This is a genomic window from Pseudoalteromonas sp. 1CM17D (assembly GCF_023161805.1).
Taxonomy (GTDB): Bacteria; Pseudomonadota; Gammaproteobacteria; order Enterobacterales; family Alteromonadaceae; genus Pseudoalteromonas; species Pseudoalteromonas atlantica.
The window spans coordinates 21,677-35,365 of sequence record NZ_JALNTP010000017.1 but is presented as its reverse complement, the minus strand read 5'-3'; the positions used below and the strand labels follow the sequence as shown (position 1 = coordinate 35,365).

Annotated in this window: 15 protein-coding genes; 8 read left to right on the top strand and 7 right to left on the bottom strand. The window is 40.4% G+C overall.

The annotated features are described in order from the left end of the window. Nucleotides 1-455: 455 nt before the first annotated feature. The 3 genes from aspS (at nucleotide 456) to MSC25_RS19355 (ending at nucleotide 3,280) form a co-directional block, all read left to right on the top strand. Nucleotides 456-2,234, top strand: coding sequence for an aspartate--tRNA ligase (gene aspS / locus MSC25_RS19365; RefSeq protein ID WP_029772588.1), 1,779 nt, complete (start codon nucleotides 456-458; stop codon nucleotides 2,232-2,234). Nucleotides 2,235-2,423: 189 nt separating this feature from the next. Next, complete coding sequence (locus tag MSC25_RS19360) at nucleotides 2,424-2,654, top strand: hypothetical protein (RefSeq protein WP_024033669.1); 231 nt, start codon at nucleotides 2,424-2,426, stop codon at nucleotides 2,652-2,654. 29 nt (nucleotides 2,655-2,683) lie between these two features. Continuing rightward, nucleotides 2,684-3,280 (top strand): pentapeptide repeat-containing protein, encoded by a 597-nt coding sequence (locus MSC25_RS19355; RefSeq protein WP_096739849.1) that lies wholly within the window; start codon nucleotides 2,684-2,686, stop codon nucleotides 3,278-3,280. Between the two features lie 90 nt (nucleotides 3,281-3,370). Here the strand turns inward: MSC25_RS19355 and MSC25_RS19350 are convergent, their stop codons facing one another. Continuing rightward, nucleotides 3,371-3,694 carry a hypothetical protein gene (locus MSC25_RS19350; protein WP_004588950.1) on the bottom strand — a complete coding sequence of 108 codons (324 nt, stop codon included), beginning with the start codon at nucleotides 3,692-3,694 and terminating at the stop codon, nucleotides 3,371-3,373. Between the two features lie 124 nt (nucleotides 3,695-3,818). On the opposite strand from MSC25_RS19350, the gene MSC25_RS19345 reads away from it, so the two are divergent. Further along, a complete protein-coding gene (locus MSC25_RS19345; RefSeq protein ID WP_248444357.1) occupies nucleotides 3,819-4,565 on the top strand; it encodes an alpha/beta hydrolase in 747 nt (248 codons plus the stop codon). 105 nt (nucleotides 4,566-4,670) lie between these two features. On the opposite strand, the gene MSC25_RS19340 is transcribed toward MSC25_RS19345, so the two are convergent. From MSC25_RS19340 to MSC25_RS19330, 3 genes are all read right to left on the bottom strand, one after another. Next, entirely contained in the window at nucleotides 4,671-5,243 is a 573-nt protein-coding gene (locus MSC25_RS19340) for a hypothetical protein (RefSeq protein WP_248444355.1), read from the bottom strand. 207 nt (nucleotides 5,244-5,450) lie between these two features. Further along, a complete protein-coding gene (locus MSC25_RS19335) occupies nucleotides 5,451-5,744 on the bottom strand; it encodes a hypothetical protein (protein ID WP_248444353.1) in 294 nt (97 codons plus the stop codon). Between the two features lie 184 nt (nucleotides 5,745-5,928). Beyond that, the gene (locus MSC25_RS19330; RefSeq protein WP_064386443.1) at nucleotides 5,929-7,131 is read right to left on the bottom strand and encodes a bifunctional alpha/beta hydrolase/OsmC family protein; all 1,203 of its coding nucleotides are present in this window, start codon (nucleotides 7,129-7,131) and stop codon (nucleotides 5,929-5,931) included. Between the two features lie 267 nt (nucleotides 7,132-7,398). Here MSC25_RS19330 and MSC25_RS19325 point away from each other — a divergent pair, with 267 nt between their 5' ends. Next, nucleotides 7,399-8,238, top strand: a complete 840-nt coding sequence (locus MSC25_RS19325; RefSeq protein ID WP_004589526.1) for a 2OG-Fe(II) oxygenase family protein — start codon at nucleotides 7,399-7,401, stop codon at nucleotides 8,236-8,238. 279 nt (nucleotides 8,239-8,517) lie between these two features. On the opposite strand, the gene MSC25_RS19320 is transcribed toward MSC25_RS19325, so the two are convergent. Continuing rightward, entirely contained in the window at nucleotides 8,518-8,940 is a 423-nt protein-coding gene (locus MSC25_RS19320) for a DUF1801 domain-containing protein (RefSeq protein WP_054983884.1), read from the bottom strand. A gap of 136 nt (nucleotides 8,941-9,076) precedes the next feature. Here MSC25_RS19320 and MSC25_RS19315 point away from each other — a divergent pair, with 136 nt between their 5' ends. After that, on the top strand, nucleotides 9,077-10,468 hold the full coding sequence (locus MSC25_RS19315; RefSeq protein WP_004589525.1) for a DEAD/DEAH box helicase: 1,392 nt from the start codon (nucleotides 9,077-9,079) through the stop codon (nucleotides 10,466-10,468). Nucleotides 10,469-10,570: 102 nt separating this feature from the next. Here MSC25_RS19315 and MSC25_RS19310 read toward each other — a convergent pair whose 3' ends face one another. Beyond that, the gene (locus MSC25_RS19310; protein WP_248444351.1) at nucleotides 10,571-11,314 is read right to left on the bottom strand and encodes a DUF3307 domain-containing protein; all 744 of its coding nucleotides are present in this window, start codon (nucleotides 11,312-11,314) and stop codon (nucleotides 10,571-10,573) included. Continuing rightward, entirely contained in the window at nucleotides 11,314-11,937 is a 624-nt protein-coding gene (locus MSC25_RS19305; protein WP_248444349.1) for a hypothetical protein, read from the bottom strand. Before MSC25_RS19305 ends, MSC25_RS19310 begins: the two co-directional genes overlap by 1 nt. A 167-nt stretch (nucleotides 11,938-12,104) precedes the next feature. Here MSC25_RS19305 and MSC25_RS19300 point away from each other — a divergent pair, with 167 nt between their 5' ends. Continuing rightward, nucleotides 12,105-12,608 (top strand): NYN domain-containing protein, encoded by a 504-nt coding sequence (locus tag MSC25_RS19300; RefSeq protein WP_004589523.1) that lies wholly within the window; start codon nucleotides 12,105-12,107, stop codon nucleotides 12,606-12,608. A gap of 152 nt (nucleotides 12,609-12,760) precedes the next feature. Then, a complete protein-coding gene (gene nudC, locus MSC25_RS19295; RefSeq protein WP_096739842.1) occupies nucleotides 12,761-13,684 on the top strand; it encodes an NAD(+) diphosphatase in 924 nt (307 codons plus the stop codon). Nucleotides 13,685-13,689: the final 5 nt, after the last annotated feature.

The following is a 13,689-nucleotide window of genomic DNA, read 5'->3' as shown; positions in this document are numbered from 1 at the left end:
GAGGTTTGTAACCTAGTGGGCTCGATAACTGCTCCTGCGTTATTCTAATGACTTACATCCCTGTAAGAATAAGTAAAAATCGAGCAAAGCTTCCGCGTCCTGCTCACGCCCCTTACCTACATCCATGTAGGCAACAAAGAGTTAATCGTCCCTAGAAAGAACCCAAAGGGCAGCGCATGTTTGGCATTTATGCTGCGTTATCGCCTTTTTATGGGGAATAACCACACTACATAGACTCTGCCTTACCTAAAAGCCAAACATACTGCTGCAAATTCAACCACCAACGTTCAACACGCCCTAGCATCTTGATACTACTTGGGTATAATGCAGGGCTTAATTTGATTATTTTTAGATTGCTAGCGGCTTTATTTGTATTGTAGTGACCAGTTTTTTAAATCACACGCCTTAAAACAAATAAATATAACCGTTTAAGCCTTTTATCTGACAGGAAAACTATGCGCTCTATATATTGCGGACAGCTAAATAAAACTCACGTAGATCAAGAAGTTGAACTATGTGGCTGGATCAACAAACGACGTGACCTTGGTGGACTTATCTTTGTCGATTTACGCGATAGAGAAGGGTTAGTACAAGTTGTATTCGATCCAGAGGTTGAAGGATTAATGGATAACGCTAACAAACTTCGCCAAGAGTTTTGTGTGCAGTTAAAAGGGGTTGTACGTGCGCGCCCAGAAAGCCAAGTAAATAAAGACATGGCAACAGGTGAAGTAGAAATTTTAGGTACTGAGCTAACTATTATTAATCGCTCTGAGCCGCTACCGCTTGATTTTAATCAAACCAATTCTGAAGAGCGCCGCTTAAAGTACCGCTACTTAGATTTACGTCGCCTTGAAATGAGCGACCGTATTAAACTGCGCGCTAAAGCAAGCAGCTTTGTTCGTCGCTTTTTAGATGACAATGGCTTTTTAGACATTGAAACACCTGTACTTACAAAAGCAACACCAGAAGGTGCACGCGATTACTTAGTACCAAGCCGTGTTCATAAAGGTAGCTTTTACGCATTACCACAGTCGCCACAGTTGTTTAAGCAATTGTTGATGATGTCGGGTTTTGACCGTTACTACCAAATTGTTAAATGTTTCCGTGATGAAGATTTACGTGCCGATCGCCAACCTGAATTTACCCAAATAGATTTAGAAACCTCGTTCATGAGCTCTGATCAAGTACGTGGTATGACTGAAAAAATGATCCGTGAAATGTGGCAATCATTATTAAACGTTGATTTAGGCGATTTCCCAATTATGCCTTACAGCGAAGCAATGAGCCTTTATGGTTCTGATAAGCCAGACTTACGTAACCCAATGAAGCTTGTTGATGTAGCTGATTTAGTAAAAGACGTAGAGTTTAACGTGTTTTCAGGTCCAGCTAATGACGAAAAAGGCCGCGTTGCTGTATTAACAGTACCGGGTGGCGCTAAGCTTTCGCGTAAGCAACTTGACGATTACACTAAGTTTATTGGCATTTACGGCGCTAAAGGTATGGCGTGGATGAAAGTAAACGACCGTGATGCAGGCGCTGAAGGCGTTCAATCTCCAGTTGCTAAGTTTTTAAACGAAGAGGTAATTACCCAGTTACTTGAGCGTACTAACGCACAAACGGGCGACATTATTTTATTTGGTGCCGATAAACGCAACGTTGTAAACGAAGCAATGGGCGCGCTTCGCTTGAAGATTGGTGTTGATTTAGAAATCACTAACCTTGATAGCTGGGCGCCACTTTGGGTTGTTGACTTCCCAATGTTTGAAGAAGATGACGAAGGCACGTTACATGCTGTGCATCATCCATTCACAGCACCAAAAGATATTAGCGCAGAAGAGCTTGAAGCAAACCCTGCCGCGGCTATTTCAGATGCTTACGACATGGTATTAAACGGCTACGAAGTAGGTGGCGGTTCGGTACGTATTCATAATGCTGATATGCAAGAAGCAGCATTTAGAATTTTAGGTATTGATGCGCAAGAGCAACAAGACAAGTTTGGCTTTTTACTTGATGCCCTTAAATACGGCACACCACCACATGCTGGTTTAGCCTTTGGTCTTGACCGTTTAGTTATGCTTTTATGTGGTACCGATAACATTCGTGACGTTATTGCGTTCCCTAAAACCACTCAAGCATCGTGCTTATTAACCGATGCACCTAGCAAAGCTAATAGCGACTCGTTAACTGAGCTTGCAATCAGTGTGGTAGAAAAAGCAATTCCTAGCGAAGAGTAATACCGCGCGCAACAAATGCGCTTAGCTAGATTTAAAAACCCTTAGGAGTATGCCTAGGGGTTTTTTTATGGTTAAATTTAAACCAGTTCATACCAATCGTGTTAAGTTATTAGTCTATTTAGCACGCTAGAATAGTTAAATATTCAAGTTGCTTGGTATCAAATATTATTCAATAGAGAGGGAGTTCTTATGTCGTTTAATCTCACATTATTTGGTGAATTTTTAGCTTTTTTTATTTTGTTTTGCATTCCAATTTTTGCGCTGATTAGCTATAAAATAGGTAAACGCAAAAGCACCATGCCGGGCGTTTTAGCTTTTGTGGGCGGATGCTTAGCGGTATTTCCGCTCTTTGGCTTAATTTTTATCGCCTTATTAGCGCTTAAACAAGACTTGCCAAAAACCAGCCCTTATGCCCATTAAGCAACCCTAAATACGGACACGTAGTCACAGTGCCAATTTCTAATAATAGCTATTATTGCGATCAGCAATTTAGTGCCTTACAGCTAGCAAAACACACACTCGAAAACACAGAGTTTGAAGCATGTACGTTTATAGATTGCGACTTATCTCAGGGGCAATTTAAAACGTGTCGATTTATAGAGTGCAGCTTTGAGCATTGCAATTTATCGAGCATTGAATGGGGATACAGCTCGCTTGAAAATGTAAGCTTTAGCCATTGTAAGTTAAACAGCGTGCAATGGAGCAATGCTGATTGGGGAGCCCTAAGTATTGATGCGCCGGTGAGCTTTAATAGCTGTGAGCTTAGTAACTGCTCTTTTTATGAATTAACTTTAAAATCACTAAAATTAATTCACTGCTTTGCAAAAAATGTTGATTTTAGACATGCCAATTTAAAGCAAAGTACATTTACAGGGAGTAATTTTCGCGATAGTGAGTTTTTTCAAACCACTTTAACTGAGTGTGACTTTGTAGGGGCTACAGAATTTAATATAGATTTAAACAGTAATGCGTTAGCGGGTGCTAAGTTTGAGCGCTTTGAAGCTCTTAATTTACTGACAAGCCTTAATATTGAGCTTTGCGATTAATATGTGAGGAGCGTTTAGAAGCTGCATATTGCAAGCCTCTAAACAATGAATAACCTTTAATAAGATTAAACAGTGGCCTGTAGCTTGGTATTAACAGCTAGGGCCATTTTTATTACGTGCGTTTGCCAATGTGCGGGCAATTTCAAGCAGTGCAGGGGTGATGTCATCAGCGCCGTCTTTGATTAATTTGGTTACATCGCCTGATGAATATAAGCTATCGCGCGGCGACTTAATACCAAGTTCGCGCACAAAGTCTTTTGTTTTACCTGTGCTGCCTGTTTCAATAAATTTAAAAATAATACGCTCGTTGTTACTTTTTGGCTCGGCCTGTAACACGGCAATTTCTTCTTTATAGGCTTCTATTCGACTTTGCAAAATGTCGATACGTTGTTCAATAGTGCTGTATGATTTCATGGGGTACTTTTCTAAATTAACTAAAAATAATACCCGTATTATCGCATACATTAGCAATGGCGCGCGCTAACCTTTATAGTAAAAGTTATTTTTATTTAAAAACAATAATTTATATAAGTACAACATGCATAAAACAATAAAAAAGTTACTAAAAGTAAGTGCATTTAGCCTAAGCGCGAGTTTAATATCACCATTAAGCTTTGCTAATGACGATGTAATAGTGGATCAAAGCCGCAATCGGACCATCCCTATAAATATCACATACCCCAATGAGAGTAATCAATGCAGCGTACACGCAAAGTGCCCTGTAGCATTTGTAAATGCAGGCTACGGCATTAGCCACAATGACTACACGTTTGCGAGTAAGCTATTTAATGCACAGGGTTATTTAAGCATTGCAGTCGCGCATGAGCTAAAAACCGACCCCTCGCTTAATCGCATACAGCCTTATTTAACCACCCGCATGGAAAACTGGCATCGCGGTGTGGTAACGCTTAAGTTTTTAGTTAATGAGTTATCGAGTAAATACCCAGCGTATGATTTTACTAAACTCACTTTATTTGGCCACTCTAACGGCGGTGATATATCAGCTTTATACGCTTCAATTTATCCAGGGGAAGTAAGCCAAATAGTGACACTTGATCACCGCCGCATGTTGATCCCACGTAATAAAAATATACGCGTACTGACACTGCGCGGTAGTGATTACCCAGCTGATGCTAACGTGCTATTAAACGATACAGAGCTTAAAGAGTTCCCTGTTAGCCAAATAAAGATAGAAAAGTCGCGCCATAACGATATGCACGACGGCGGGCCAAAATGGCTGGTACAGAGAATGAGTAAAGAAGTAGGGGCGTTTTTAGATAATTAGCCAAGATATATAATCAAGCCAACTTTAAGCTGGCTTGATATATAAAGGTTTAAGCTGACGCAGAATTTTGAGTGGCATTAAACAAAGTATGTATATTATTGCAGGTTACCCTTGCGGCGTAGCAAACTGTTTTATTGGCCGTTCCTTTATTTCCATATCTTTTGTAGGAATAGCTAGGAGTGAATATTTCGTTCTTATGGTAATGATATCAACAAACTTACCGTTAATGTACAAGTTGACGAACGGTGTAATTGTACTCACTAAGTATTTTTTTTCGGGGTTTAAAGCAAACCTCTCTTCCATGCCTTTTAGCTCAATAAACTTTACTTCAAGCGGTTCGAACTCTATCGAGGATAATTTTTTGTGTGCACGCCGGCGCCCTTGTATAGGTTGTTCAGGGACCTTTGCATTGGGGTTTTCTGCTCTTATTGAGAAGTATTCATCCACTTCATATATGAACATTGAGTTTAAGTCGATACCTTGTTCATTGAAAGCAAGAGAGCTTAATTTAACTTGATAAGGCGAAGTATTTGCCAACCTTATACTAGTTATACATTTAGTATCTATATGACAAAATGTATAAGAAGATGCAGCAATAGGACCTTCGATAACTTCTTCAGAGTTGGCAAAAGTAGAGTAACTAATTAAAAGAAATATAATATTGATCAAAGTTTTCATTGGGCTGTTCGCACTGCATTTTCAAAAAGATATGCCGAATATAGCAATATATCTCTGTCTTCATTAGTTTGATAAATCTGTGCCTTTTGAGCGATGAAATTAAGATCCTTTATAGCAGTTCTCGCGTTATATGCTGTATCTTCAGAAGTCCAAACTGCGTGACTAAACTCATGAACAATAGTATCTACTTTTCTATCAGTACCTACGCTAAAAAAAGCTCTTACCAAACCCTATAATTCCATATCTGTCATAATAAGTAGCATCGCCAAACCCTGCGCATTTATAAAGCTTATGAGGATTTAAAAGCATGGAGCCGATAAGGTTTATTACTTTACGCGCTTGGCGGATTAAAAATGTTCGTGTTGCTTCAAAATTAATTGAATTAACAAAACCATATTGTTTCATAATTGATTCGAATTTTTCTTTTTTCTTTTTATCTAAGTTAGCAGGGTTGTGCAATATATTAATAAAAGTTGTTAATGCTTTTGGGATAATTAGCATAGCCAATTCAATTTGTTTTAGCTCAGATAAAGTTAACTCGATACCTGTTTTGTTTGTATAATTTAACTAACAAACTATTAGAACTGTACCTATTATTCAACCTCTATATTTTATCTCAGATTGTGAGATTGCTTTATTGAACATCTAAAATAGCGCAGCCACAGCTGCGCTATTTTTGTTTTAGTTACTCAACTAATTCACTTACTACAATTGGGCTGTTATGTAGGGTTTTATGCACTGGGCATTTGTCGGCTATTTCTAGCAGACGCTGGCGCTGTGCTTCGGTTAAGTCGCCGCGTAGGGTAATTTTACGGGTAATGGCCTCTAGGTTTTGGGTACATTCGCCGTTGTCGCAATCTTTGTAATAGTCGCGGGTGTGTTCAAGCTCTACTTTTATATGATCAAGCGGCAGCTTTTTTAAGGTTGCATACATACGCAGTGTCATTGAGGTACACGCGCCTAGGCCTGCGAGTATATGGTCGTAAGGATCGGGGCCTAAATTACTGCCACCTACTTTTAATGGCTCATCGGCAAGCCATGTATGATCTTTAGTACTTACGTGCTGAGTAAATATATGATCTTTTTCTTCAACCAGTACTTTGCCGTTTTCTAATTTTGCGCTGTAGTTGCTTTGCTCATATTTAACGTAGCGGTTTGCCCAATTAGCAATAAGCGTAGCAGCGTACTCGGCATCGTTTTTATTACTCAGTAAGTGGTCGGCGTTATCGAGGCTAATAAAGCTTTTTGGGTGTTTGGCTGATGCATAAATTTTCTCGGCTTCTGAAATATTAACCGTGGCATCAACAGGGGAGTGCATAACTAAAAGTGCGCGTTTTAATTTACCTATATGGCTACGGTCGTACTTTGCTATGTCCTCTACAAATTGTTTTTTTATGGTAAATTCGCGCCCAGCTAAGCTAACTTTAGCTTCACCTGCGGCGTTTATTTCGTCTAAATGGGCTTCAAAGTTATGTGCAACGTGTTGTGCATCTGAAGGAGCGCCAATTGTTGTAATAGCCGATACCTCAGGAATATGCTCTGCAGCAGCCAGTACGGCAGCGCCACCTAAGCTGTGGCCAATTAATAACTGCGGCGCATCAAAGTAAGTACGCAGGTGATCGGCTGCGGCCACTAAATCTTGAATATTTGATGAGAAGTTACTGTTTGCAAAGTCGCCGTCGCTATTGCCAAGGCCGGTAAAGTCAAAGCGCAGTACGGCAATACCCTGTTGTGTAAGGGCGCGGCTTATGCGCGTAGCGGCAGCAATATCTTTACCACAGGTAAAGCAGTGTGCAAATAAAGCATAAAACTTTACATCGCCGGCTGGGCGTTCAAGCTGGCCTGCAAGTTCTAAATCGCCGCTTTTAAAAGATACTTTTTGTCGCATAGAAGAGCCTTAGTGTTTCATTAAAATACGTTACAATAATAGATAAGATATAAGCACTAACTAGTGTAATTTCAATGTTTATTATGCTTTGATCTTGATCAAGTAAACTGCTTACTATTTCATCGTGAGGACATTTGTCCTTATGTTTTTTGGGTGGTTTGTCTATCCTCGCACAGCGCTATAATGAAGGTTTTGCTACTTTATATTGGCTAATTAGCTATATTTTAAAGCAGCTCACTTCTAACAACCTATTCACTGGAACGTACAATGCAATTACCTACTGTTGATTATAAAGCTCCCGATGCGGCTGCTCACTTTGTTGAATCGTTAAGAAACACCGGTTTTGGTGTATTAAAAAATCACCCAATCCCGCAATCTTTAGTTGAGTCTATTTACGAAAAATGGCAAGACTTTTTTAATTCAGAGCAAAAGCACGACTTTTTATTTTCTAAAGAAACGCAAGACGGTTATTTCCCGCCTTCTGTATCTGAGGTAGCTAAAGGCTTTACAGTAAAAGACATTAAAGAGTACTTTCATGTTTACCCTAAAGGTCGCGTGCCTGCTGAGCTTGAAGCCGACGTACGTGAGTACTACCGCTTAGCTAACGAATTTGCAGCAACGCTTTTAAGCTGGGTTCAAGCAGAGGCACCAGCCGATGTACGTGCTAAGTTTTCTATCGATTTAAAAGACATGATTGCTGATTCTGAGCAAACATTGTTACGCATTTTACATTACCCGCCAATGACAGGTGATGAAGAGCCAGGTGCAATTCGCGCTGCAGCACATGGTGACATTAACTTATTAACTGTGTTACCTGCATCGAACGAGCCAGGTCTGCAAGTTCAAAAAACTGATGGCGGTTGGTTAGATGTGCCATGTGACTTTGGTAGCTTAATTATTAATATTGGTGACATGTTACAAGAAGCGTCGGGCGGGTACTTCCCATCGACTATTCACCGTGTAATTAACCCAACGGGTAAAGCGTCGACTAAGTCGCGTATTTCTTTACCGCTGTTTTTACACCCACGTCCTGATGTTGTGCTTTCTGAGCGTTACACTGCAGACAGCTACCTACAAGAGCGATTACGCGAGCTAGGTGTTAAATAACGTTATATTTATTGAGTTAAATATAAACCAAAAGCGGCTTTTAGCCGCTTTTGTTGTTTTTAAGCAAGGTTATACCAATCCGCAATAATGTTGAATCATTTTTAGGGGCTAAACGTGTCGCTATCTGCGTTAAAAAATTCTCATTTATGACTATATAGATGCAGAAGGTAGAGCAATGCAGGAGCAATTGCCGAGAACAACTAAATAACGAATTTATTGTCTAGCTATCAACACGTTTATCTATTCTCAAAATAGATCACTTAATTAAGCGGATTGGTATTAATTTTTTGGGTAAGTTTGTTTCATTATTAAAACCGACTCAGCAATTATTTGCTCAAGTATAGCTAAATCGATATTTTCCAATTTTGTCACGTACAAACAGCTTTTACCTAGGCTATGTTTACCAAGCTTATTTAATAATGCCGCTATTTTGGGGTGATCAAAGCCAGGCATAATATAAATAGAAAGCTTAGTTTTGCGTGGTGAAAATCCTGTGATTGGCCATTCACCTGTGCGGCCGGAGTCGTACTTATAGCTGTATTGGTCAAACCCTATAATATCTTTACCCCATACAACAGGCTTTGCCCCTGTGACTTTTTCAAACAGGGTTAGTAAGGTTTGTGTGTCTTCAATACGCTTTGAATCTATACTTTCTAGGCATTGCTTAAGTGTTATTTGGTTTGCTTTAGTTTTTAATGTCATAGCGTTGATTTGTATTGTTATTAGCTACTCTAAGGTTAGCACTTAATTTGCTAAGTGAATATTTCCATGCATTTCTAAGTTAGTTGCGTATAATGCGCCCTTGGCCGGTTTGGCCTTTATTTTATTGAGAGATTTTATGAGTTTTGATGGTTTAGGTTTATCACAGTCTTTAGTTAACGCGGTTTTAGAAAAGGGCTATGAAACGCCAACGCCTATTCAGGCTCAAGCAATTCCTGCAATTATTGAACGTCGCGATGTGATGGCGGCTGCACAAACAGGCACAGGTAAAACCGCCGGTTTTACTTTACCGCTAATTGAGCTGCTATCTAAAGGCAGTAAAGCAAAAAGTAACCACGTACGTGCCCTTATTTTAGCGCCCACGCGTGAGCTGGCTTTGCAGGTAAGCGAAAACGTTGAAGAATACGCTAAGCACTCTGATGTAAGTTCGTTTGTAGTGTACGGCGGCGTAAAAATAAACCCACAAATGCAGCGCCTTCGTAAAGGGGTTGATATTTTAGTGGCCACGCCTGGGCGTTTAATCGATTTACACAATCAAAACGCGGTTAAGTTTGATAATGTTGAAGTGCTGGTACTTGATGAAGCCGACCGCATGCTTGATATGGGCTTTATTCACGACATTAAACGCCTGATTGCTAAAATGCCGCCTAAACGCCAAAACTTAATGTTTTCGGCAACGTTTTCAGATGATATACGTGCATTAGCAAAAGGGTTAATTAACGACCCTGTTGAAATATCAGTTGCGGCAAAAAACACCACTGCTAAAAGCGTAACGCAAAGCGTTTACGCTGTTGATAAATCGCGTAAAACCGCATTACTTAGCCATTTAATTCGTAGCAACGATTGGCAACAAGTATTAGTGTTTAGCCGTACCAAGCACGGAGCAAACCGTTTAGTTAAACAGCTTGAGCGCGACGACATAGTAGGCGCCGCTATTCATGGTAATAAATCACAAGGCGCTCGTGTTAAAGCGCTTGATGGCTTTAAAAGTGGTGAAGTACGCGTACTTGTAGCCACTGATATTGTGGCACGTGGCCTTGATATTGTTGAGCTTCCGCATGTGGTTAACTACGACTTACCAAACGTATACGAAGATTACGTTCACCGTATTGGCCGTACCGGTCGTGCTGGTGCATCAGGGCATGCTATTTCGTTTGTAACAGCCGATGACGCCGCTGATTTATACGGTATTGAACGTTTTATTGGTGAGCTAATCCCTCGCGCTGAAGAGCCTGGATTTGAACCAACTAGCCCAGTACCTGAGCGCGCATTAGATGCTCGCCCAATTAAACCTAAAAAGCCTAAAAAAGCAAAGCAGCCGTTTAACAAGCCTAAGTCTGATAAGCCGAACAGCAAAAAACCAAACAATGGGGGAAGCGGTACCGGCCCTCGTCGTGGTGGTTCTAAAAAACCAGCAGCGAAAACTGATGACAACGCACAAAGCCCATGGGCAAAACGCCAATCGGTAGGTGGTAATGGCCAGCGCCGTCGTCGCCCAAATAACGATTAATGATTATTAAAGATTGTATTGGCCTTTAATTAAACGCCAATACAAAAAAACGCGCTACCTTTTAATAGAAGTAGCGCGTTTTTTATTATCTGTAATTTATACTTACCTGATCAACGAATTAACGCCTAAACCTACAAACAAGGTGACGCTAACGCTTAGTAAGGTGCCTAGCATAACGTACTCGGTGAGCTTTTTATCTTTACTGGCACTTAAATCGCCAAACCTAAATACCGACTTGGCAGCTAGCAAAAAGCCAAGCCCCGCAAATTGATCAAGTAATATAAAGCTGAGTATAAGTACTCGCTCTATCATGCCAATGCTTTGTCCGGCCAACGGTAAGCTGCCCTCACTTGAAAAGTTAGCGGTGAGCCTTTCAAGCATCATTCTTATAAATACGGCACTTGGGCTTAATATAATTAAATATCCGCATACAACCCAAAGCACTTTAGGGTTTGTGGCAAGTGCGCTTACGTACGCGATTAAACTTTGGTTATCAGTTATATAAATACACAGCGCTATTATTACGGCTATATGCGCTATTTGGTCGAGTAAAAAGGGCACAACCCCTTTGTTAGAATACGACTTAGCAATATCTATTAGGTAGTGGCTAAGCATAATTGCAGCTGTTGAAAGTAACACGGTGCTTAGTTGTTGCCAGCCATAGCTATATTCCCAAAGCGCTAAAATAACGGCGCTAACCACACCGTGTACTAATACATGCAGGTAGAGCTTTTTAGCTTTAAAGTGGTGGGTGTTTCTATCGTTTACCCAGCTCATTGGTTGTAAAAAAAAGTCACTGACTAGGTGGCCTATAATTAATGCCGCTAATAATAACGAAAACCCCATTACTCACTTCCTTTTGCAATCGTTGTTATGACCTGTTTAGCGTGCACTATAAATCGCTCTATTAGCTGATAATTTGCTAAGTTAAGCAATTTAGTGACATTTTCGCGACTGGTGCTAAGCTCTTTTGCCAGTGCTGCATGGCTGTTATCGGCTTGGGTTAAATACACGTAAAGCGCATTGGCTTGTTTTTGCGTTATTTTGCTAAGCAAGGTATCAACAAAGGCAAGGTTAAGACTAAAGCCTTCATCTAGGGTGTGCTCTGCTATCTGTAAGGTAAAGCGCTGATTGGCTATTTTATCAAGGCCTTGCCCTGAGAGCACAAAGGCCGAGCCGGTGGCTGTTTTTATATCGCTGCGTGGGTTGTCTACCTCACCTAAGGCCATACTTTGGCGTAGCTCGTAACCTGCCGACTTTAAATGCAAATAAATGATAATAGCGGTTTTAATTAACTGCTCGCTTTGATTTATTTGCAACTGAAAAGCATCACCTCGGTATATGGTCCACAGTGAGGTATTATTACTAATTGCACGCAAACTTTGCTCTAGCTGATAAAGCATGGCATCGTATTGCTGCTTAGGTATTTTTTGCGATTTAATAATATCGCCGCTGATCACACCAATCATAAAAATCCAAAAAGTAACTTAATGCAGTTACATAGAATCAGGTAACCAAATTTGGTTACATTTAGTTAAGTAACCAATTTAGGTTACTTAAAACAAAATTGCAAGGTTCACTCGTTAATGGCGTTTTTTTTTCAGCTGCGCTGAGCTGTGAGCACTTAAGGAAACAAATGACTTTACAAAACGATCAGCAAATCAGTAAGCCACGTGTCGGTATTTTTGTTGATGTACAAAACATTTATTACACGTGCCGCGAAAGTTACCGTAAAAACTTTGATTACAATGCATTTTGGGCGCACATGAAGCAGCAGTATTCTATAGATTGTGCATTTGCGTATGCCATTCACCGCGGTGATGAAAAACAAAACCAGTTTCAAAATATTTTGCGTGCTATTGGCTTTGAGGTAAAACTAAAGCCGTTTATTCAGCGCCGCGACGGCAGCGCAAAAGGGGATTGGGATGTAGGCATAACGATAGATATGCTAGAGCAAGGCAAAAACCTCGATAAAGTTATTTTGCTCTCTGGTGATGGCGACTTTGCGTTATTGCTAGGGCATTTAAAAAATCAATACAATGTACCGTGCGATGTGTACGGCGCCGATAAGTTAACCGCTGAGGTGCTAAAACAAAGTGCAGAACAGTTTCATTTAATTGATGATAGCTTGCTACTCTAAAGCATAAAATATAGCGGCTAAGTGCCTGCAACATGAGAGTTTTTAATAAAGAGCCTATATAGCTAATATAGGCTTTTTTTATTGCTGTAATAAATTGGGTTTACTCAGCGGTTATGGTAATTTTACGCCATACCATGTTATTGAGGACTCACATGCTTTATTACAGCGACATGCCATTAGACCGCGGGTCTAATTTTCGTAAAAACGCGGCGTGGTTAAACGCACAAATGTCGGCACAAAGTAAGTGGCTTTTGGTGAATAATAACCACACTTTGTTTTATAAAGACGCAGCTCAAGTGTGCTACTTAACGTATCCGCAAATTGCCCATTTAGATTTATCAAACGCTATTTATTTAGGCTCAAATACCGAGCAACAGGGTGTGTTTGCGTTAGATGTTTCAGCCATACACGATGACGAACTCAAGTGCGTTATAGGCGACGCACAGTTTTTTGATATACGCCAATATGGCCCTCACGTTGATATACAAGATGGCTCTATAGCCGCACTTGCACGTGGCTTATGTTATTGGCATGCAACGCATAGTTTTTGTGGGCGTTGTGGCAGTAAAAATACATTAGTAGAGGCAGGGCATTCACGCCTATGTGAAAACGAGCACTGCAAGCACCCTACATTTCCACGCACTGACCCTGCAGTAATTATGGTGGTTACTAAAGTATTTGAAGATGGAATAGAGCGTTGTTTATTGGGTCGCCAAGCAATATGGCAACAAGGTATGTATTCGTCATTGGCGGGCTTTGTAGACCCAGGTGAAACACTAGAGCAAGCTGTAGCGCGCGAAGTTAAAGAAGAAGCAGGCATTGACGTTGATAATGTACGTTATATTGCCTCGCAACCTTGGCCATTTCCTTCCTCTATTATGTTGGGTTTTATTGCTCAGGCTAAAACTGAGCAAATAAACGTAGATAAAGACGAATTAGACGATGCCAAATGGTTTACGCGCGAAGAAGTTAAGGCGTTTGGCAATATGGGCGATGAAGGCGATCATTATAAACTCCCTCGGGTCGATTCAATTTCGCGTTTTTTAATTGAACAATGGCTTTCAAATAAGGCTTAAGGATT